This is a genomic window from Pseudomonas sp. ARP3, from assembly GCF_001029595.1.
GTDB classification, from domain to species: Bacteria; Pseudomonadota; Gammaproteobacteria; order Pseudomonadales; family Pseudomonadaceae; genus Aquipseudomonas; species Aquipseudomonas rhodesiae.
Genome location: NZ_LEKF01000025.1, coordinates 44,805 through 65,373 on the forward strand (window position 1 = coordinate 44,805; position 20,569 = coordinate 65,373).

17 protein-coding genes and 1 pseudogene are annotated in these 20,569 nt (G+C 53.8%); 10 read left to right on the forward strand and 8 right to left on the reverse strand.

Annotated features, from left to right (window positions below):
* Positions 1-20 precede the first annotated feature (20 nt).
* Both ABX75_RS23450 and ABX75_RS23455 read right to left on the reverse strand, forming a co-directional pair.
* The gene (locus ABX75_RS23450; RefSeq protein ID WP_047882752.1) at positions 21-998 is read right to left on the reverse strand and encodes a 2OG-Fe(II) oxygenase family protein; all 978 of its coding nucleotides are present in this window, start codon (positions 996-998) and stop codon (positions 21-23) included.
* A gap of 13 nt (positions 999-1,011) precedes the next feature.
* Positions 1,012-2,004, reverse strand: a complete 993-nt coding sequence (locus ABX75_RS23455) for a hypothetical protein (RefSeq protein ID WP_047882753.1) — start codon at positions 2,002-2,004, stop codon at positions 1,012-1,014.
* Positions 2,005-2,126: 122 nt separating this feature from the next.
* On the opposite strand from ABX75_RS23455, the gene ABX75_RS23460 reads away from it, so the two are divergent.
* Positions 2,127-2,975 (forward strand): LysR family transcriptional regulator, encoded by an 849-nt coding sequence (locus ABX75_RS23460; protein ID WP_040266075.1) that lies wholly within the window; start codon positions 2,127-2,129, stop codon positions 2,973-2,975.
* Between the two features lie 69 nt (positions 2,976-3,044).
* On the opposite strand, the gene mqo is transcribed toward ABX75_RS23460, so the two are convergent.
* Positions 3,045-4,691 (reverse strand): malate dehydrogenase (quinone), encoded by a 1,647-nt coding sequence (mqo, locus tag ABX75_RS23465; RefSeq protein WP_047882754.1) that lies wholly within the window; start codon positions 4,689-4,691, stop codon positions 3,045-3,047.
* 503 nt (positions 4,692-5,194) lie between these two features.
* On the opposite strand from mqo, the gene ABX75_RS23470 reads away from it, so the two are divergent.
* Positions 5,195-6,382 (forward strand): MFS transporter, encoded by a 1,188-nt coding sequence (locus ABX75_RS23470; RefSeq protein ID WP_034096502.1) that lies wholly within the window; start codon positions 5,195-5,197, stop codon positions 6,380-6,382.
* A gap of 95 nt (positions 6,383-6,477) precedes the next feature.
* Here ABX75_RS23470 and ABX75_RS23475 read toward each other — a convergent pair whose 3' ends face one another.
* A complete protein-coding gene (locus ABX75_RS23475) occupies positions 6,478-6,696 on the reverse strand; it encodes a hypothetical protein (RefSeq protein WP_034112476.1) in 219 nt (72 codons plus the stop codon).
* A gap of 594 nt (positions 6,697-7,290) precedes the next feature.
* Between ABX75_RS23475 and ABX75_RS23480 the strand changes: the two genes are divergently transcribed.
* A complete protein-coding gene (locus tag ABX75_RS23480; protein ID WP_047882755.1) occupies positions 7,291-8,052 on the forward strand; it encodes a hypothetical protein in 762 nt (253 codons plus the stop codon).
* Between the two features lie 165 nt (positions 8,053-8,217).
* The gene (locus ABX75_RS23485; RefSeq protein ID WP_047882756.1) at positions 8,218-9,585 is read left to right on the forward strand and encodes an ATP-dependent endonuclease; all 1,368 of its coding nucleotides are present in this window, start codon (positions 8,218-8,220) and stop codon (positions 9,583-9,585) included.
* 146 nt (positions 9,586-9,731) lie between these two features.
* On the opposite strand, the gene ABX75_RS23490 is transcribed toward ABX75_RS23485, so the two are convergent.
* Positions 9,732-10,253 carry a hypothetical protein gene (locus tag ABX75_RS23490; protein WP_047882757.1) on the reverse strand — a complete coding sequence of 174 codons (522 nt, stop codon included), beginning with the start codon at positions 10,251-10,253 and terminating at the stop codon, positions 9,732-9,734.
* A gap of 1,099 nt (positions 10,254-11,352) precedes the next feature.
* On the opposite strand from ABX75_RS23490, the gene ABX75_RS23495 reads away from it, so the two are divergent.
* From ABX75_RS23495 to ABX75_RS23505, 3 genes are all read left to right on the forward strand, one after another.
* Positions 11,353-11,691: a hypothetical protein gene (locus ABX75_RS23495; protein ID WP_047882758.1), complete on the forward strand. Its 339-nt coding sequence runs from the start codon at positions 11,353-11,355 to the stop codon at positions 11,689-11,691.
* Positions 11,692-11,715: 24 nt separating this feature from the next.
* The gene (locus ABX75_RS23500) at positions 11,716-12,378 is read left to right on the forward strand and encodes an SOS response-associated peptidase family protein (RefSeq protein ID WP_047882759.1); all 663 of its coding nucleotides are present in this window, start codon (positions 11,716-11,718) and stop codon (positions 12,376-12,378) included.
* Between the two features lie 271 nt (positions 12,379-12,649).
* Entirely contained in the window at positions 12,650-14,830 is a 2,181-nt protein-coding gene (locus tag ABX75_RS23505) for a DUF262 domain-containing protein (RefSeq protein WP_144419322.1), read from the forward strand.
* Positions 14,831-14,892: 62 nt separating this feature from the next.
* On the opposite strand, the pseudogene ABX75_RS23510 reads toward ABX75_RS23505, so the two are convergent.
* Positions 14,893-15,760 (reverse strand): annotated as a pseudogene (locus ABX75_RS23510) (phage portal protein).
* A gap of 166 nt (positions 15,761-15,926) precedes the next feature.
* Between ABX75_RS23510 and dusA the strand changes: the two are divergent.
* Positions 15,927-16,913, forward strand: a complete 987-nt coding sequence (gene dusA / locus ABX75_RS23515) for a tRNA dihydrouridine(20/20a) synthase DusA (protein WP_047882760.1) — start codon at positions 15,927-15,929, stop codon at positions 16,911-16,913.
* Between the two features lie 275 nt (positions 16,914-17,188).
* Entirely contained in the window at positions 17,189-18,115 is a 927-nt protein-coding gene (tal, locus tag ABX75_RS23520; RefSeq protein WP_034096500.1) for a transaldolase, read from the forward strand.
* Between the two features lie 161 nt (positions 18,116-18,276).
* On the opposite strand, the gene rssC is transcribed toward tal, so the two are convergent.
* Positions 18,277-18,759 (reverse strand): anti-sigma factor antagonist RssC, encoded by a 483-nt coding sequence (gene rssC, locus ABX75_RS23525; RefSeq protein ID WP_003172602.1) that lies wholly within the window; start codon positions 18,757-18,759, stop codon positions 18,277-18,279.
* Positions 18,759-19,940, reverse strand: a complete 1,182-nt coding sequence (gene rssB, locus ABX75_RS23530) for a two-component system response regulator RssB (RefSeq protein WP_034096499.1) — start codon at positions 19,938-19,940, stop codon at positions 18,759-18,761. Before rssB ends, rssC begins: the two co-directional genes overlap by 1 nt.
* Before the next feature lie 277 nt (positions 19,941-20,217).
* Here rssB and ABX75_RS23535 point away from each other — a divergent pair, with 277 nt between their 5' ends.
* Positions 20,218-20,514 carry a PilZ domain-containing protein gene (locus ABX75_RS23535; RefSeq protein ID WP_047882761.1) on the forward strand — a complete coding sequence of 99 codons (297 nt, stop codon included), beginning with the start codon at positions 20,218-20,220 and terminating at the stop codon, positions 20,512-20,514.
* The last annotated feature ends 55 nt before the right edge of the window (positions 20,515-20,569 follow it).

A 20,569-nucleotide genomic window follows, 5' to 3' on the forward strand; every position in this document is an offset into this window, starting at 1 on the left:
AGGCGTGCCGTGAGTGGCGCTCACGGCGCCACGCTCAACGGATCGAGATCGGCGAAGGTGATCGGCTCGATGCCCAGCCGCTGGTACTGCTCGTGGGGCGGCCGCACCAGATCGTGTTGTAAACGGAACCACGGCCGGATCGTCCGCAAGACCCCGTCGTCCGAAGCCAGGTGCCAGAACTTGTTCACATCCTCCTGGCTATAAGGGCAATGAAACGAAAGCACCAACGACATACGACGACCGCGCGTAAGCGGACGCACTCCATGGAACACACGGCTGCCGTAGATATACACCGCATCACCACTGGATTTGACCGAGCAACTGCGCACACGCTGATCCAGCTCCTCGACATCGAACTGTTCAGCGGTGCCATCGAAGTAGACGAACTCGCCGCCGTCATACTCGTCGGACTCAGACAGCAGAATATTCAACACGAAACTGGTGCCGTCGGTGTGCCACATGCCGATCTGTGCCTTGTCGTGGTGTGCCTGAGGCGGATAGAAATAGTTGACCTGGGAACGCGCCCGCGGGAACGGATGGGGCACCAACGGAACCCCGGCAATGCGCGATACCGCCAGCAGAAAGGCCCGACTGTTCATCATCTCGCGTATCAGTGTGGACGACTCGGTGACGCCGCGGGTGCGGTTCGAAATGATCCAGTCACTGGTGCTGGAACCCGCCTCCAACTGATAACAGGCACGCCGCAGTTGGAGGATGCCCTGCTCGCTGAACAGCCCGGATACCTGGGCCAAGGCCGTCAACTGTTGAGACGTGGAAACCGCCAAGGGCGAGGCCACATAACCCAAGTCCGCAAGGGTGCGGCTCCCCATGAGATTGGGCCCATCCGTTCGCAAATAGCTGTCACGCCAAGGTTGCAACGTATCGAGCAATGCGCCCGGATGTTTGCAACGGGATGTGGGGGCCAATGACGCCTGCAAGGCTGATCTGACGCGCGCGAAGCCTTGGGCGAATACCGGTAGCTCACTTTGTCTTTTCATGGTGATGCCTCACTCAATTGACGGCCGCGTGATCCGCGCAATATTCCGACAGCTGAAACAGCACGCTGCCGTCACCGCTGCAGTACTCGCCGATGACGCGGCAACCGCCGTAGTCCTGGCGTACGCGGGTAAATTGTTCGCGGGTGTACTTCAAACAGACATTGGTCAACAGGTAGCCCTGTGCCGAGCCTTTGCTGACGGGCAACAAGGTGGCGGCAACGCGGTAGCGATCCACCCCGTGCTCGATTTCTAAAACAACCACTTCGTGCTCGCCGGTTTTCTGGAAGCCGAGCTTCATGCCGATCAGGTCGGAGAATCGATACATACAGTCGTGCCGGTAAAAGCGCTGGATGTGTTCGTCGCCCTGGGCAGTGAACAGTTGCATCTCCGAAAGCACGTAGGTTCGCGCGCCACCAATACGCCGTAGGATCTGTCCGATGGTGTCGGGCAGTTCATTGCCTTCCTGAAACCCCAGCATGGTGATCAGCGTCACATCCTGCCCGCAGTCGATGTGACGCCTGTACAGCGAGCGAAAATCCGTCGACAAGTAGCGAAACCCTTGCGGCGCTGCGAGCAATGGCTCGACCGATCGGCGCATGACCCCGTGTGATGCCTGGTTGATATCAACGGCGGTGTAATGCAACGGCTCAGCGCCGTTCTCCAGCAGGTGTCGCATCAGCGCGCAGGTTTTGATCGGCTCAGGGCCCAACTCCACATAGTGCAAGCGGTCTTGACCGACCAGCTCCACAAGGTCATCCGCCACCGCGCGCAACAGTTGACCCAATGCGCCTTGGCCACAGGGTGCGGCGCACAGATCCACGCGGTCGACGCCCTCCTGATTCAGCGAGGTCATCAGGTGCAGGATTTCTTCGCTGACCAACCGGTCCCATTCCGATAAATCAGCGCCTGTGGCCGCGTATTTAGCGGCATTTTCAACCGTCCATATCGGGCTTTCAAAGCCGTGGTTGTTCTTCAACGACGACACCACCAGCTCATTGATATCCATAAGCGCTCCCTTTCTTATTGTTCTCAGGCACGCCGGCGTACCTGCTTGACCCAAAGCCTAGGGAGCGAGCATGATTTTGTATATTTGAATAATCTGCACAACTGATCCTTAAAAGAAGAATCATGAGCAAACAATTGAATGTCGACCTGCTGCGTACCTTTCATGCGGTGGCCCGCTTTCGGCGCTTCAATGAAGCCGCCCAACATGTGCACCGCAGCGCCTCGACGGTCACCACGCAGATCCAGAAGCTCGAAGCGTTGATCGGTCAGCGTTTGTTCATTCGCAGCAATCAGGGCGTGGAGCTGACGATGTATGGCAAGAAGCTGCTCAGCGAAACCACTGACTTTCTAAAGAGCCATGACCGACTCCTCGCTTCCCTGACCCCACAACGCATGCAGGGGAAAATCCGCCTGGGCTTGCCGGACTCCTACGCACCGGCCTTTATGCGGGACTTCCTGCCGCAACTGATCGCCGACAATCCGCTGCTCGAACTGGAAGTCGAAGCCCGATCCAGTGGTGAATTGTTCACCATGTTCAGCCGTGAGCAGATCGATCTGGCGTTGATTGTCAGCGCCCAGCCATTGGAACAAGGAGAGCTGTTGGGGTCGATACAACCGGTGTGGGTGGTTTCCGAAGATTTCAGAACACCCGAACAGGCGCCGCTGCCGATCGCCGTGCAATTGAACGGTTGCCCCTACCGCGCCTCGGCCATGCGGGTGCTCAAGGACAACGGCACCTACTACCGGGTGCTACTGGAAAGCGCCAGCTCCACGGCAGTGGAGGCGGCCATCAGTTGTGGCCTGGCCGTGGGCATGATCGAAGAAAGTCGCATCACCGCCGGGCTGACTAAAAACATTCCAGGGGTGCAACTGCCCGAACTGCCACGCCACCATCTCTACTTGCTGTCCGATAGCGCGAACTACTTGGCGCTCGATCTGCATGAGCAGTTGAAGCAGGGCTTCACCCTCTGACAGATGCCCACAAAAAAGCCCGCTGACCGTTACCGGTTCAGCGGGCTTTGTTGTGTCTTACAGCATTTTTTACAGAGCCAGGTCAGACGCCGGCTTGCTTGGCTGGGCCGCAGGCTTGGCAGCCTCGGTAGCCGTTGGTGCCGACCGCTGTGGGATTGCAGGCGGTGGTGTCAGTTGCAGGACACCGGCGGTGTAGGCCCATTCCTTGGCAACCGCTTCCGGGCTGTCGTTCAGCTTGGTGCCATAGCTCGGCACGATCTGGTGCAGTTTTTCCTGCCAGGCCGGGGTGGCGACCTTGTCCTTGAACATTTTCTGCAGCACGGTCAGCATGATCGGAGCCGCGGTGGACGCGCCTGGCGATGCACCCAACAGGCCAGCGATGGTGTTGTCGGCGGAGCTGACCACTTCGGTGCCGAGTTTCAGGACGCCGCCCTGCTCTTCGTCACGCTTGATGATCTGCACGCGCTGACCGGCCTGCCACAGACGCCAGTCGGATTGCTTGGCGTTCGGGAAGTACTCTTGCAGCGCCTTGAAACGGTCGTCATCGGACAGCATCAGTTGGCCGGCGAGGTACTCGACCAGTGGGTATTCACGAATACCGACTTTGGTCATTGGCCAGATGTTGTGGGTGGTGGTGCTGGTCAGCAGGTCCAGGTACGAACCTTCCTTCAGGAACTTGGTGGAGAAGGTCGCAAATGGGCCAAACAGGATCACGCGTTTGCCATCCAGCACACGGGTGTCCAGGTGCGGCACCGACATCGGCGGCGCGCCGACCGAAGCTTTACCGTAGGCTTTAGCCAGGTGCTGCTCGGCGATGGTCGGGTTCTCGGTCACCAGGAACGAGCCACCCACCGGGAAACCTGCGTATTCCTTGGCTTCAGGAATGCCGGACTTTTGCAGCAGGTGCAGTGCACCGCCGCCAGCGCCAATGAACACGAACTTGGCGTCGGTTTCAGTCTTGGTGCCGTCTTTCAGGTTTTTGTAGCTGACGCGCCACGAACCGTCATCGTTCTTGGTGATGTCCTGCACTTCGCTGGACAGCTTCAGATCGAACTTCGGAGTGGTTTGCAGGTGCGCGACGAACTGGCGGGTGATTTCGCCGAAGTTCACGTCGGTGCCAATCGGGGTCCAAGTGGCCGCGATTTTCTGGTTCGGGTCACGCCCTTCCATCATCAGCGGCACCCATTTGGCGATCTGCGCCGGGTCTTCGGAGTACTGCATACCGGCGAACAGCGGGCTGGCCTGCAGGGCTTCGTAGCGTTTTTTCAGGAATTTGATGTTGTCATCGCCCCACACGAAGCTCATGTGCGGTGTGGAGTTGATGAACGAACGTGGGTTCTTCAGCACGCCCTGCTGGACCTGCCAGGACCAGAACTGACGGGAGATCTGGAACGCTTCGTTGATCTCGACCGCTTTCGGGATCTCAACGTTGCCGTTCTTGTCTTCTGGGGTGTAGTTCAGCTCAGCCAGAGCCGAGTGACCAGTACCGGCGTTGTTCCAGCCGTTGGAGCTTTCCTCGGCTACGCCGTCGAGACGCTCGACCATCTCCATCGACCAATCCGGCTCCAGCTCGTTGAGCCATACGCCGAGGGTCGCGCTCATGATGCCGCCGCCGATCAGCAGCACATCGACTTTCTTAGGCTCTTGCGCTTGCGCGGTCGTGATCCCCATCGACAACGCCAGCCCCAGCAGGGCAGTGTTAACTTTCTTAAACATCAGTAGCACCTATGATAAAACGCCATCCGCCCCGCAGCCCCTGCGCCTGGGCACGCCGCTATCGCGCTGCGCCAGGCAACGCACCGCGAGGTGTGCACAGTCAATTCAGGGTCGCAGGGTGGGCACACAAAGCCGACGTATCGACTTCACTTTTATGTCCCTTCTGCGCTGACTTCTTATCATTATTGGCTTCAGCTACCCGGCGACAGCCGCCCCACGCGACGTATACAGGAGTACGTTGCGGGAACAGACCAAACCAGGACGGCGCGCAGAATATCACGGCAAAAGGCCGTTATGCGCTGTTTGGCTAATTGACAACGCCAAAACAACCGCTTTAGCGCGCTGGATCGGCCACAGTGTCAAGCCTGGCGGGCGCGACGTGGGGTCACAGCCTGGCAATCGCGCGGGAACTCTGGTGCAAATGGCTGTTCTAGACACCTTCGTCGTTGCTTGCGTAGCATCGGCGGCTGTCTTTCGTGCCCTTCATCAAAACAGAGCGATTCATGTCTATCCAGCAAACACCCGGGCATGTGCTGCCCGCGCGCAGTGCCGCCAAAATGGAAGCGGCCATGGCCGTGGGCGCTTTTGCAATCGGCACCGGCGAATTCGCCATCATGGGCCTGATGCCCGACATCGCCCATAACCTGAACTTGAGTGAACCCCAGGTCGGCCACGCCATCAGCGCTTATGCGTTGGGCGTAATGGTCGGCGCGCCGCTGCTGGCGATCCTCGGCGCCAAATTGCTGCGCAAACACATGTTGCTGTTGCTGATGGGGCTGTATGCGTTGGGCAATCTGGCCACGGCGTTTACCCCGACCTTCGGTTCGCTGGTAGCGTTTCGCTTTATCAGTGGCCTGCCCCATGGCGCCTACTTCGGTATTGCCGCCGTGGTGGCCTCCAGCATGGTGCCCACCGACAAACGCGCCGGCGCCGTGGCCCGCGTCATGATGGGCCTGACCCTGGCCATGCTATTGGGCAACCCCATCGCCACCTTCCTCGGCCAGTACCTGGGTTGGCGCTCGGCGTTTGCACTGGTGAGTGCGATTGCTCTGTGCACCATCGCTCTGGTCTGGCAGTTCGTGCCCCACCGCCATGACGAACAACGCAGCGACCCGCGCAAAGAACTGCGCGCCTTCACCAAACCCCAGGTCTGGATGGCCCTGGCTATCGGCGCCATCGGCTTTGCCGGGATGTTCTGCGTATTCAGCTACCTGGCGCCGACCATGCTGGAAGTGACCAAGGTGTCGCCCCAGTGGATCCCCTTCGGCCTGGCGGCCTTCGGTGTGGGCGGGATCATCGGCAATATCGCCGGCGGTAAGCTTTTCGACCGCCTGCAATTTCGCGCGGTGGGTCTGATATTGGTGTGGTCGATGGCGGTGCTGCTGTTCTTCCCCGTCGCCGCATCCTCGTTATGGGGCGTGCTGCTAAGCATGGGCCTGGTCGGCACCATGGTGTCACTGGCCGCACCGCTGCAAATCCGCCTGATGGACATCGCCCACGAAGCCCCCAGCCTGGCAGCGGCCTCCAATCATGCGGCATTCAACCTCGCGAACGCCCTGGGGCCGTGGTTCGGCGGCATGGCGATCACCGCCGGGTACGGCTGGACCAGCACCGGCTACATCGGCGCCGCCACCGCACTGGTCGGCCTGGGCATCTATTTGATCGCCCGCCGCATGCAAGGCGGCCACTAACGCCACCCGCTCCACTGGAGATCAAACTGTGGGAGGGGGCTTGCCCCCGATAGCGATGGGCCAGTCAATACACCACTGACTGACCCACCACCCCATCAATCGTCATGCAACAACCCCGCCCCATACTCCCCATAACTGCTCCCCAACCCACTGCCGCCAAAATTCATCTTGGCGGCTTTGTTGGGGCTGTGGTCGCCAAAGGCTTGGCACCCACCTGAAAAACACGGGTCGCTGTTGACAGCAGAAGACGATGAACACGCGCTCAACAGCAACGCACCGGCGATCAACACGACTTTGACAAGGTTTGAAGTCATTTTCGGTTCCCTAGGGGCTGGAGGCTCGGCGGTCCTCGCTTGAGCAGATCGTAGACCTACCGGGCAGAAACGATGATGAAACTTTAATGCGCGACAGGATGGGTTCAGGCTCCTGCCGGACGGAGACGAGGCTCTTGAACGCGCAACGTTTCGGATGCATCCCTGATAAACTGCGCCCCATTCGCCTCGCTGACTCAGATCCCCCCATGTTCTTACAACCCGCTCCACTCTCCCGCCGCTTCTCCGTCGCCCCGATGAGGGATTGGAACGATTAAGAGCAAGGCCCTTTAAAACTAAGCCTTACAGCATCAGCCAATTTCGCCCGTACCACTTTAGTACCACCAATACCTATCTTTGGCGAAGCCTCGCTATCGATTACGGCGTTTTCAGCAAGCTGAAACCGCCATACGCATATTCGTAAAACAGTTGCGACATAATAAGTGGGCAATGTGCCACCTCACATGAGAGAATCTCACACTCAAGCATCCTGGCGCCTACAGGTCGTTCTTGACGGAGAAACCTTCCTCCCCCTCGTTTCCTCCGTGATGCATCGATGGAACATGAGAATTACTTTCCGATGGAGCTGTCGCATTAATGGAACCCAAAACCCTACTGACACGCTTGTTTGATTTGACATCCTTGCTAGCGAGCAACGCCTTTACGGCATGCGCCGCTGCAGTGATCGCTCTTGATAGCTCTACAGGTGAGCTGCAAAAAGTCTTTTTCCCGATTGATAAGTTAGCTGATTACGCGCTCTACTCACTCTTAGCATGTGTTACCTTGGCCTTTGCCCTATGGGCATGGCGCTCTTATCAAGTTAGAAAGTTAATGACCGAGGATGGTTATAAATCGTTTCCTCGATTCAATGAGAAACCTTGGGATTCGGTAACTGATCCAGTTTTGCGAATGCGGATACTCCAAGCCAAAATCACAAAAAACTCGGACATGCAAACTTTATGCCTCGGAATCTTCTTAATGGCCGCAGGCATGATTGCAGCCATGTACCTCAGTAACACCGGTCTGACATCTGACGGGTTAATAGCGAACAAAACCGCTTATATTGCGTATTTCTTTCCCGCCGCGCTTATCTGCTTCGCGGTATTGGGTATCAAGTTGTTTTTAAACGGTCTAAATCTAAAAAGAAAAGATAATAAATGGATCAGTCTTTCCTCACGGGCGCCTAAGGCTTCAGATATAAAACCTGGCTTCGCTCGGGACATCGTCCTCTGCCGCTCTCCGAACGTTCAGATCAAATGGAGAGGAACTCATAGCGTTGCCTACATTGTCGGCTTCCCAAACTATCTGCCCCCGAAGGGTAAACGCGAAGGAATTGAGTGGACATTTATTCCACAGTAGAAGCCAGGCGGCGTTACCCGAGCTAGCGTATGGCTGCGTATTATACCCAAAACGGTAAATACTGTTATGGCACAGTGAGACGCAGAACAGTCGACATAAAAGACACACTGCTATGCTTGGGGTCCAAAAAGGTATGACCAACACAAAAAACAAGGATTATTCTAAATGACATTAGAAAGGGTTGAAATTCATGGCTATAGAGGATTCAAACACAAAGCTCATCTTGAGTTTGCAGTTCCTAATGGAAAGCTAGGAAGTGGATTTACAATAATCACTGGACCAAATAATTCTGGTAAGTCTTCAATCTTAGAATGTCTCAAAGCGCGAAGCGGACATGAGTCGCCAAGCTTCACCTCAGGAACTAGAAACTCAGCGACAGATTTAGTTGAAATTAAATTCACGATCAACAAAAAAATAGAAACCATTAGATCTGTAGCCAAGGGCACTAGCGAGACTGTTAGAGAAAACGTAGATCCAGATACTAATTTTTTTATCCTGCCATCACGCCGTGCATTTGAACCTTATTTCAATAAAGGACAATGGACACGAAAGGAGCAATCTACTTACACCTCACTCGGCTATCAACGTCAGTCGACCTTAAACGGTTTCTCCAATAGGCTTTTCAACATTCTTAAAGACCCTGCTGAATTCAACAAAATCCTTAGCGAAGTTCTTACATTCATTCCAACCTGGTCAATCGATCAAACAGACCAAGGCGCATTTTTTTTAAAATTCTATAATGAGGAAAACTCCCACTCCAGCGACGGAATGGGAGAAGGAATCGTTAGTATATTTGCTATCGCCGATGCACTGCACGACTCCAAGCCCGAAGACATAATTATAATCGACGAGCCAGAACTATCGTTACATCCAAGTCTTCAAAAAAGACTCGCTTCTCTACTTTACAAATACTCAAGAGACAGACAAATAATCATAGCAACACACTCTCCATATTTTATAGATCTTAAAGCTTTGTCCGATCATGGCTATTTGGCGAGAGTCACTACCGGCACAAACGGTACAACAATCAATCAAACAACACCAGAATCAAGACTAGCCCTTTCCAAACTGTCAGGCGACAATATATTCAACCCACATGTTTTTGGTCTCGATGCGAAAGAATTATTCTTCCAAGAGGACCAAATCATTCTTACCGAGGGCCAAGAAGACGTAATTTTATTTCCAAAAATAGCTGACCAGCTAGAGAAGAAAATTACCGGAAATTTCTTTGGCTGGGGAGCAGGCGGCGCAGGAAACATAAAATATATCTGCCGTATCTTGGAAGACTTAGGTTACAAAAAAGTTGCAGCAATCCTGGACGCTGACAAGCAACAGGATCGGATCGAACTAGAAAAAGAGTTCCCTAGCTATCTATTTGCATGCATAAATGCAAAAGACATCCGTACAAAACCTGCACGAGAAGCAACCGAAGAGGTAGAAGGACTACTAGATACAAAAAAAATAATCAAAAAAGAGCATGTTGCGTCTACCTCAAATCTTTTTGATGCATTGAATCAACATATGAGTCGCTAATCTTAATACGATGGAGGTGTGTGGGGAGTAGGAAAGTTCGTGACATTCTGTCCGGTATTGACTGTGCAGTAACTACCTCCAGGTCATCAGAATAGAGTTTCCTTTCCCCTTAGCGGTCTTGCCCGCCGATCGGCACACACTTACAGCTATTCTGCTGCTTCGCGGGCTTGCTCGTCCGCGTACTCCTGCAGCCAGTTTTGACCGTTATCCAAAGTGATAAAGGCCATGTGTTTTGCGGCCTCCAATGTGTCCTGAAAGCGTGGCCAAGAGGGACTGAAACCGTCTTTGTGCACGAGATTCACCCGCCACCGGCCCCGCGCTTGCGGCGACAAGGTGATGGTGAAATCTTCGATCTGAGTGGTGTGCGAACCGTCACCGAGTTTTGTCCAAACCACATCACGATAGGTACGCAGCAGACGCCGCTTAAAGCGCACGGATTGCTGCACCAGGGCAAGCAGTTCACCAGATGGTTTGATCTGTCCCTCTAGAGCGCGGTTAATCCCTCTTAGGATCGTCGCCGGGGTGCGGTAGTCGCCTAGCGAGCGCATCCGATCCATCAATGCCGCAGGCGACCAGTCCAACTCAACCAGGGCCAGGTGCAAATCCTTAGATAGCTCTTCTGCCGAGCGTTCGAGGCCGCTAACTATTTCTTCGTTTTCGTCGTTCATGGCGATTCCCAGTCATCAGGTAGGTGACATATTGTCACCAAAAAGAAGACAAAGCAATATTCTGTGAAACGCATTTGTCCCAGGCCAGCATTGCACTATCGGGGGTTCAGGTAGCCATTGCACTTAGCTCCCGCCACGACATGATCCACACACCCTCCCAGCAAATGCATCCCTAACGATCATCGGTCGACATAAGCATTCACGCGTGTGCACCTGCACGTAAGGCGTCCAAGGCTCAGAATTTTTTGAGCAAAAAAAAGAGTAACATAAGTAATATTTGCCAAATTATGCGCTCAACCTATTGAATTAAAAGGTTTTATCAAAACAAGCAAAAGGTAATCTTTAAGTAATATTGAAGTAACCTGATTACTCTTTATAAATGTAATTCCTCCATTTTTAAAAACCCTTAAAAAACAACAGGTTGCCAATTAATTACCTTTTCAATTACTTTTTTGTTACTCCTTTTTGTAATACAGAACCCCACGGAATACGCGGCCTCCGGCCGATTTCCCAGACGTGGTTACTGAAATTACTCTTTTTGAAATCCCCCTCTATACCTGCACAGCAACGCCTCCAGATCTTTCGAAGAAATACCCCCTCGGTGCAGGGTTCCGCAGGCTTTCAGCCACCCCAAAACGTCAAGTAAGCGCCCAGCCCGAGCCACCGGGAGTGGTCCGCAGGTGTGCAGAAAAAAGGACCCATTTAGCCCGCAGGCGAGGTGGGGGGACGACGGCGCGCGCCGAGTGCTGAAGCACGCCACTGCCCCTATTGTGGCACGTCATTGGCCCACATTTGGCACACCTACTCCCCTGCCTGGCAGCGGCGAGCCTGGGCCTGTCCTGGCTGCGACCGCTAGGTAGGCCGAAACATGCTAAAAGCCCCGTGTTTATTGGTCCACATAGCCCCCTACGCTTACCGTGACAGCCAGCAAATGCTATGTTGAAATGGGTTTTTTCATGCTGCTGAAGGGCAAACTTTCATCTATCCCAGCTGACTTTTCCGGCCCAATCTCCGTCTCCCCATTACAGCTCGTCGCCTCAAATCGCGTCATGACCAAACGTCACTTACTGTATGCACATACAGTATTGGATTCGTACCCATGAACGATGATGAAGACACCCTCGGATGGCTTGGCCTCCCCACCCCACTGCAGATGTACCGACAGCATTGCCGTTTACTGGAGAACGAGATCCAGGAACTGAACCTGCAATTACGCAAAGCGCGGGCAGATGTTTTCGGGATCAGCCAGATGCTGCTGGAAACCCAGGCCAAGAACAGCGAGTTCGCTGGTTATCTCCGAGAGCGCGGTGCCGAAGCCGCAGTAATGCGTAAGCAAATCGCGGACCTCAGTACCTCGGCAAATGTGAGCAGGCGAGAAGCCGACGAGTTGCGACGGATCGTCAATGAAATGAGACCTCGACCGACCACGATTGTCTAAGGTCAATCGGAAAGAGGGTTTGCCATGTGCGGAAGACTGTCGCAGTACCGGGGTATCCACGACTTTGTTGCGGCACTGAGCATGCCAAACGCCCTGCCAAACTCGGTGGGTGATCAGCCGATCAAGCGATACAACTTCGCCCCAACAACCCAAGTGGCGTTACTGCACCTCCAGGGCGACCTGCTACACGCCGATCTGGTGCGGTGGGGGTGGCGTCCGCATTGGGCAAAAGACCGAGCCGCACCCATCAATGCGCGCGTCGAGAAGGTAGCCCACGGCCCCTTCTTCCGGGCAATAACGCCCGTAGACAACTGGTTTGAATGGGTGAATGAAGGTGGTCCGAAGAAACAGCCTTATCTGATCCGCAAGCGGGATGGCGCGCCGATCCTATGTGCAGCTATCGGCCAACTACCAGGCATCGATGAAGGACCAGGCGAGCATGACGGCTTTGTGATCATCACCGCCGATAGTGCTGGTGGCATGGTGGACATCCACGACAGAAGGCCTGTGGTACTTGCACCGGACCTCGCCCGCGAATGGCTGGAGCCAGCAACGCCAAAAGAGCGCGCCGAGCAGATGGTATTGCACCAGGGCGAGCCGGCCGAGACCTTTGAATGGTTCAGGATTAGCGCCGCCGTAGGCAACGTGAGAAGTAAGGACGCCAGTTTGATCGAGCCAGTGCTTTAGAACCGCAAGACAGTGCTACCGGCTCCTAATTTAGGATCACCAACGCTCTGCATACCTCCGCTTTGCCCGAGTGTTGATTCGCCGCTCCTTACCGCAGCCCCACCGTTCCAAAATGAAACCCTGCGCGCGTACAGGTATACGCTTTCAAAGCACCCAAAGTATAATTTGGTACACAGGCAAAAATTCCGGCAGCTAGGCCGATCAGTGCAGTGTTCACTCACTGCTAGATTTTTGCGGCGATCAAAGGCTAAGTTTGATAGAGTCAGCGTAGTTGCGTCATCGCAATGGCAACGTTATTTATTCAGATGGCGAGAAGCTCTTAGAAAAATCAAGGGATAATAATATGCAATCGGAGTTGAAATCGCTGTCTAAAATTTTCTCAGAAATAATTTTCAGAATCCCAGACTATCAACGCGGATACTCATGGGAAGCCAAACATCTTAAAGATTTCTGGAATGACATAGAGCAGCTTCCAGACGGAAAAAGCCATTACACTGGTGTGCTAACACTAGAACCCGTCAACCCTGAGAACTATGCCACTTGGGAAGATGACATATGGATTATAGAATCCAAACACTACAGCCCTATGTATGTAGTTGACGGACAACAGCGATTAACCACCGCAATAATACTTTTACAATGCATACTCAATTCAATCGATGACAGCGAACTACTAAACTATACTGAAAAAAACGATATACGAAAAAAATATATTTGCGAGCCCAAGGGCAAAGGAATATCTCGCTCATACATATTCGGCTATGAAAAAGACAACCCAAGCCACGAATTTTTGAAACAGGTCGTTTTTGGTGATACGTCTGTAAACCACTCGACCATAGAAGAAACCATCTATACAAAAAACCTGAAAGCTGCCAAAGAATTTTTCGCAGAGAAAATAAAAAATATTACAAAAGACGACCTCGAATACATATTCACAACATTAACTCAGCACCTTCAATTCAATATATTTTACATTGAAAAAGACTTAGATGTTTTTGTTACCTTTGAAACAATGAACAACAGAGGCAAACCGCTTTCGCATTTAGAACTATTAAAAAATAGATTGATTTACCTTTCTACAAAATTTGAAGTAGAAAAATCGGAAAGCGTACATCTGCGAAAGGCAATCAACGAAAGTTGGAAATCCATTTATCATTATTTGGGAAAAATAAATAAATCCACGCTAGATGATGAGTTCCTGAGAACTCATTTCATAAGCTATTTTGGTGACAAACTAGAAGACAACTTTAATTCACCTTACCAATATCGCAGATACATAGCCTACGGCGACGAGTACAAAGACTATTTACTCGATGAATTTTTTACCCCAAAAAGGCTAAATGCCGCCAAACAAATAGCAGAGTATGGTGCTGAAGAGCTCGAAGCTGAGGAGGGCGTTCAAGAGTCTGAAATGAAGCCGCTTAATATCGAAACTGTTTTCGACTATTCTCAAAGTATAAAATCACTTGTTAAAACCTACTATCAGACCGCTCATCCTGAGGATGGACAATGGAGTGATTTTGAGAAGGTGAGACTAAGTCAAATTAACAGGCTTGGCAATGGTGACTTATTCATGCTCTGCACCGCTTCGCTTCATACCTATGACAAAGGTACAGAGCGTGAAGAGCTATTAACTGCGATCGAACGATTTGGCTTTTTATTAAAACTCCGCTCTTACTATTTTGACGTCAATATCATTGATCTGGCAGGCAAAGTATTTTCAGGGAAAATTTCTGTTGGTGAATTAACAAAAACGCTTAGCGAGCCTTCAGACAAGTTCATAAAATCCAAAGACTTTCCTGACGCAATAAAAAATATTGGAAAAAACTTAAATAGCGGCTACTACAGCTGGAAGCAATTACGTTACTTCATGTTTGAGTACGAGCAAGATTTACGCCAAGCATCAAAGACAACAAGACAGTTACTGAAATGGTCAGAAGACACAAGCAGAGAGCACTTTAACAAAGACCACAAAACCGTGGAGCATATATACCCTCAGAAACCGGCATCCTCAAGTTGGAGAACCGCAATAAATGACAAGGGTTATACTGTCAAAGAGAGAAACATGCTTAAAAACTCTCTTGGAAACTTGCTACCTGTTTCGCATGCAAAAAACGCATCACTAAGCAACAAGTCATTTGAAGAGAAAAAAGGGTCCGAAAGCAACCAAGTCGGATTCCGCTATGGCTGCCTTTCTGAAATCCAAGTCTCTTCTTGCGAAAATTGGACCGCAGTAGAAATATTGAGAAGGGGCGTTTATCTACTATCATTTATGGAGCGTAGGTGGGCGTTAAAAATTGGGGATGCGTCCAAAAAAATGGATGTGCTTGGTCTCAGATTTGTTTTAGCTTATGAAAAAACTGATATTGCTTCAGTTGTAGATCATAAGCTTCCTGTCCCATCTGCTCCCGATGAACGCGTCGAAGAGAGAGACGATCAAATAGAATTTTGACCGACTACAATATCAGTGTACAAGGTTGACTCTTCCACCTAATCAACCTTGTACAGTTACATTCAACTAGATACTGCGATTTCGTAGGGCTTAAATTTAACAACCTCTTCACCAAGCCAATCATTCACCTGCGCCATACGCGCCCGAATCGGCTCCAGTTCGTTGGCTGCATAAATCTGCGCCGCCTCCCTGATCGACCCAAACCCACCCGCGTTCTGCGGCACGATGCCCATCAACTGCGGCGGAATGCGCAAGCTGACCAGCACGTCGTCACGGGTCTGATTTTTGATCGAATTGAATTCATCCTTGGCCGTCACCTCGCTGACCGGGATGATCTGCAATCCGTCCTCTTTGCCGTTCGGCGAGTACACGAACAGGTTGCGGAAATTACCCGGCCCCTTGGAATCCTTGAGCGCCTTGCGCAGTGAATCGACATCCGCTTCGTTCTGCGCGCGTCGGTCATGTAGAGGATGAACCCGGCGTGACTGCCGTTCTCGTAATACTTGCGGCGAAACAGCGTGGCCGATTCATTCAACAACGCCGACTGCAAGGCGCTGATCCACTCGGGCAGGCCGTACACCTCCTGGTGTAGATCCGCTTCCCGCAGGTGAAAAACGGTGCCCGGTTCAAATTCATGCTCCTCCTTCCAGCCCTGTACCATGAACTGCCGGCCGTCCTTGCCCGAGCGCATGTACTTCGCCAGCGGCGGTACCAACTCGCGCACCGGGCCGAGCATCGAGCGCCGCCCTTCCAGATAGCCGTTACCCATACATACGAGTGAAGGTGCACGCTGGAACCCACAGACCGTGCCAGGCCGTCCAGCGACAGCGGCGGCTCATACCACCGCCCGTTAAACCAGCACTCCAGATAATCTAACACCTCCCGGCCACTCAACACTGGTGACGGATCGCCGAAGTTAAACGCCTCCATCTTGCTATCACTGCGCGGAATAACGGTTTGTAGTCCTCGGTCAGCTCGTCTAGGTACGTCTCACCAATAGCACTGAGTGGCGCCCTTGCGGTTCGCCCGATCCCACACCCTGGATGCATCCCTGATAAACTGCGCCCCATTCGCCTCGCTGACTCAGATCCCCCCCATGTTCTTACAACCCGCTCCACTCTCCCGCCGCTTCTCCGTCGCCCCGATGATGGATTGGACCGACCGCCACTGCCGGTTCTTCCTACGCCTGCTCTCCAAGCACGCCCTGCTCTACACCGAGATGGTCACCACCGGTGCGATCCTGCATGGCGATCACGAGCGCTTCCTGCGCCACAACGAAGCCGAGCACCCGCTGGCGCTTCAACTGGGCGGCAGTGTTCCCGCCGATTTGGCGGCCTGTGCGCGCATGGCCGAGGCGGCTGGTTACGATGAGGTGAATCTGAACGTCGGCTGCCCCAGCGACCGTGTGCAGAACAATATGATCGGAGCGATCCTGATGGCGCATCCGGCGCTGGTAGCCGATTGTGTGAAGGCGATGCGTGATGCGGTGTCGATTCCAGTGACGGTCAAGCATCGCATCGGTATCAACGGCCGCGACAGCTATGCCCAGTTGTGTGATTTCGTTGAGACAGTCAACGAGGCAGGCTGCACCAGTTTTACGGTGCATGCGCGGATTGCGATTCTTGAAGGCTTGTCGCCGAAGGAAAACCGCGACATTCCACCGTTACGCTATGACGTGGCGGCGCAGTTGAAGCAGGATTTTCCGGCGTTGGAGATCGTGCTCAATGGTGGGATCAAGACGCTTGAGCAGTGCCAGGAGCATTTGCAGACGTTTGATGGGGTGATGCTCGGACGTGAGGCATATCACAATCCCTATCTGCTCGCGGAGGTGGATCAGCAGTTGTTTGGCAGCGAGGTGCCGGTGATTAGTCGTGCCCAGGCGCTAGCGCAGTTGCGCCCCTATATTGCTGAGCATCTGGCGAGTGGTGGGACGATGCATCACATTACTCGGCATGTGCTGGGCTTGGGCACCGGTTTCCCTGGGGCACGCAAGTTCAGGCAGTTGTTGTCGGTGGATATTCATAAGGCGGCGGATCCGCTGGCGTTGCTGGATCAGGCTGGGGCTCTGCTGGAAGGGCGTTGATGGGATTGCTTGCAGGGGGCAGCCAAGCGTGGATTGGCTGGCGCTGCTATAGGGGGCAAGCCCCCTCCCACATTTTGACCTGGTTTCGTCAGCAGGTATTCGGGCAGTTGGGTTGAACCTGCGAGCGCTTTTGTCCTCCTATTGATCACCACGGCCGGTAATTCAAACGGCTGTTTTCAGGTTGTTGCCCTCGCAAACGATCGAACGCATTTGCGCCCTTGAGCGCTTGTTGGCGCTCGGGTAATGTCATCAGACCCATAGGACAGAGCACGCCCATGACTTCCAAGCTGGAACAACTCAAGCAGTTCACCACCGTCGTAGCCGATACCGGCGATTTTTCCACGCTCGCCAAGCTCAAGCCGCAGGATGCCACCACCAACCCTTCCCTGCTGCTCAAGGCCGCATCGATTCCAGGCTATGCCAAGCTGTTGGATGAATGCGTGCAGGACTGCAACGGCGACGTAGGCCTGGCCAGCGACCGGTTTGCGGTGGCGGTGGGTCAAGAGATTCTCAAAGTGGTACCGGGCCGTATTTCCACCGAGGTGGACGCCCGTTTGTCGTTCGACGAAGGCGCGATACTCAAGCGTGCGCACCGTCTGATCGACCTGTACGAAAAAGCCGGCGTTGGCCGTGACCGTGTGCTGATCAAAATCGCCTCCACCTGGGAAGGCATTCGCGCTGCGGAAAAGCTGGAAAAAGAAGGCATCCAGACCAACCTGACGCTGCTGTTCTCCTTCGCTCAGGCTGTGGCCTGTGCCGAAGCCGGTGTGTTCCTGATTTCGCCGTTCGTGGGCCGCATCTACGACTGGTACAAGAAAGCTAATGGCAACGATTACACCGGCGCCGACGATCCAGGTGTGCAGTCGGTGACGCGCATCTACAACTACTACAAGGCCAATGGCTACAAAACCGTGGTCATGGGCGCGAGCTTCCGCAATCTGAGCCAGATCGAAGAACTGGCCGGCTGTGATCGCCTGACCATCAGCCCGGACTTGTTGGAAAAGTTGGCGGCGGATGAAGGCAAGTTGGAGCGTAAGTTGTCGCCAGGCCATGCGGGCGAGGCGCGCGTGCATATGACTGAAGCGCAGTTCCGTTGGGAGTCCAACGAGGATGCGATGGCAACCGAGAAACTGGCCGAGGGTATTCGCCAGTTTGCGCGGGACCAGGAGAAGCTGGAGGCACTACTGTCCGCTAAGCTGTAAACGGCGGAGGAGACAAAAAGGGCGGTACCTGTGAGGGTACCGCCCTTTTTTGTGTCGATGTCTCAGGCCGATGTCATTTCAACAGTGGAAAATACATTGACTGACACTGCGTTAGCGGGGGCAAGCCCCCTCCCACAATGGGGCGAATGTTAGGCAGAGGCTCAGTGGCGCTCTAGGGCGTTGACCAGATCGTGGAAGGCTTCGCGATTGGATTCGTTGAGACCCATCAGGATCTTGTGCGCCTCCAGCACCTTAACCCGCACCACTTCCTCGGACTGGTCCTGAGAGGGCAGGTCAGTCAGGCATTCCGGGCAAGGTATCGGGCGATCGACGATGTTGAACACCTGATCGAATCCCATGGATTGCAATAGACGGGTGATGTCCTCGTGGGTCGTCACCACCGTCGGCAACAGGCCGACCTTCTGGCGCGACAGAATGGACAGCTTGGCCAGCAGCCCCAGCGTGGTGCTATCGATACTGCGGGTTTCGGTCAGATCGATCACGATCGCCGAGAAATTCAGCGCAGTGAAGATCCGCTCAATCGTCGCATCCAGCGCCGAACACAAGGTCAGGCGCACTTCACCGACAAACTTCAGGACAAACGTCCCGTCTTGCTCGGCGAATTGGATTCTTCCGGTACTCATCAAAGATTCCTGCTCAACACCAGTAGGGCGATATCATCCGGCATCTCCCCCAGCGTGGCCAATCCAAAAACCTGCCGCAAGCCATCCAGGCTGCCGCCCGCCGACTTGACCCGTTGGGGCAAGGCAGCTTCTTTCTCTTTGAGTGTAGGCTCTGGAAGAAGATCCAAAATGCCGTCGGACATCAGCGTAAGACTGAACGTCGGCGGCAGTTCCAGAATATGGTCTTCGTAGGTGGCTTCATTGAACAAGCCTACGGGCAGGCCACGGCCTTCCAGGTAACGCACACTGTCGGGAGTGTATAAAACAGGCATCGGCAGGTGACCGCCGATACTGTAGGTCAAAAGACCAGTTTCTTCGTCAATTACGCCGCCGACCATCGTCACATGCTTGCCCAGCTTGCAGCTGATCAGGCCTCGATTGATGTGGCCCAGTACCTGTGACGGAGTGAACTCCGGCAAGGTGCCATTGCGTTTGGATTCAAACAACAGTCGTGTGGTCATGAACTTCAACAGCACGGTCACAAAGGCGGATGAAGCACCGTGGCCGGACACGTCCGCCAGGTAGAACGCAACGCGGCGCTCATCGACGCGGAAATAGTCGACAAAATCTCCCGACAGGTACAGCGACGGGATGATCTGGTGGGCAAACCGGAACTCATCGATCGTCCACGGGCTTACCGGCAGCATGTTCATCTGTACCTGACGACCGGCGTTCTGGTCTTCCTGCAGCAGATTCAGGCTGGCTTCCAGCTCGCGGTTGGCGGTTTCGAGCTTTTCACGGTAGCGCTGGTTTTCCAGCAGCAGACGCGCACGGTCCAAGGCACGGCGTACCGAGTGCTCCAGCACCGCCAGGTCTTCCAGGGGTTTGATCAGGTAATCGGCGGCGCCCAAGCGCAAGGCTTCGACGGCATCATTCATCACGCCAGCGCCGGACACCACAATCACCGGCGTCTGCGGCGCCAGCTCGGTGACTTGGCGAATCAGCTCAAGGCCACCCATCTGGGGCATGCGCAGGTCGCAGATCACGAGGTCGGGCTTATCGCGCTCGAACACCTGGAGACCCTGTTGGCCATTACTGGCCTGCAGGACGCTGAAGCCACTGTCTTCCAAATAGGCCGCGAGGCTCGCGCGCACTACTTCGTCGTCATCGATTATCAGCAGCGTGGCACTGGTTTTTTGCATGTGGGCAAACGGCGCCAGAATTAGGTTGGCGTAGGCGGCGCGGCAATGGCCGGGCTCATACTACTGGATTCGCTTTCTAGCCTCTCTGTCCTACAAAGCATAGGCCTTTGGCCCACGCACAACTGTAAAGCAGAGGTGCCCTTCTAAGGCGCAGACGGTACTCCCATCCGCCAGGTGTTTCAAGCTCATGCCGATGGTCGCCGGGCGTCTTTACACCGCAAATCACCGGGAGTTATAAGAACAACCAAGACCACAACACAAAGTAAGGATGAAACCGATGAGCGACCGAGAGCGCGACTACGCCGAAAAACGCGATTTCATCCGCATGCGGGTGGATACCAATGTGTCTTTGATCCACGCAGGCCAGGAAATTGAAGGTGTTTGCCTGGACCTTTCCAGCTCCGGTATGCAGGTGCAGGCGCCTCGTCAATTCAGCGTCGGTGACCTGCTGAGCGTGCGCATTGACTCCGAGCACGCAGCACTCAAGGGTCTTGAAGCCGATACCGAGGTGGTTTGGATCAACGCGCAAGACGAGCAACAGAAGCTGGGGCTCAAAATCTTGAAAATGAGCTGAAAAGCGCGCACAAAAAAGGCGACCCTACAGAGGTCGCCTTTTTCATTTCAATATG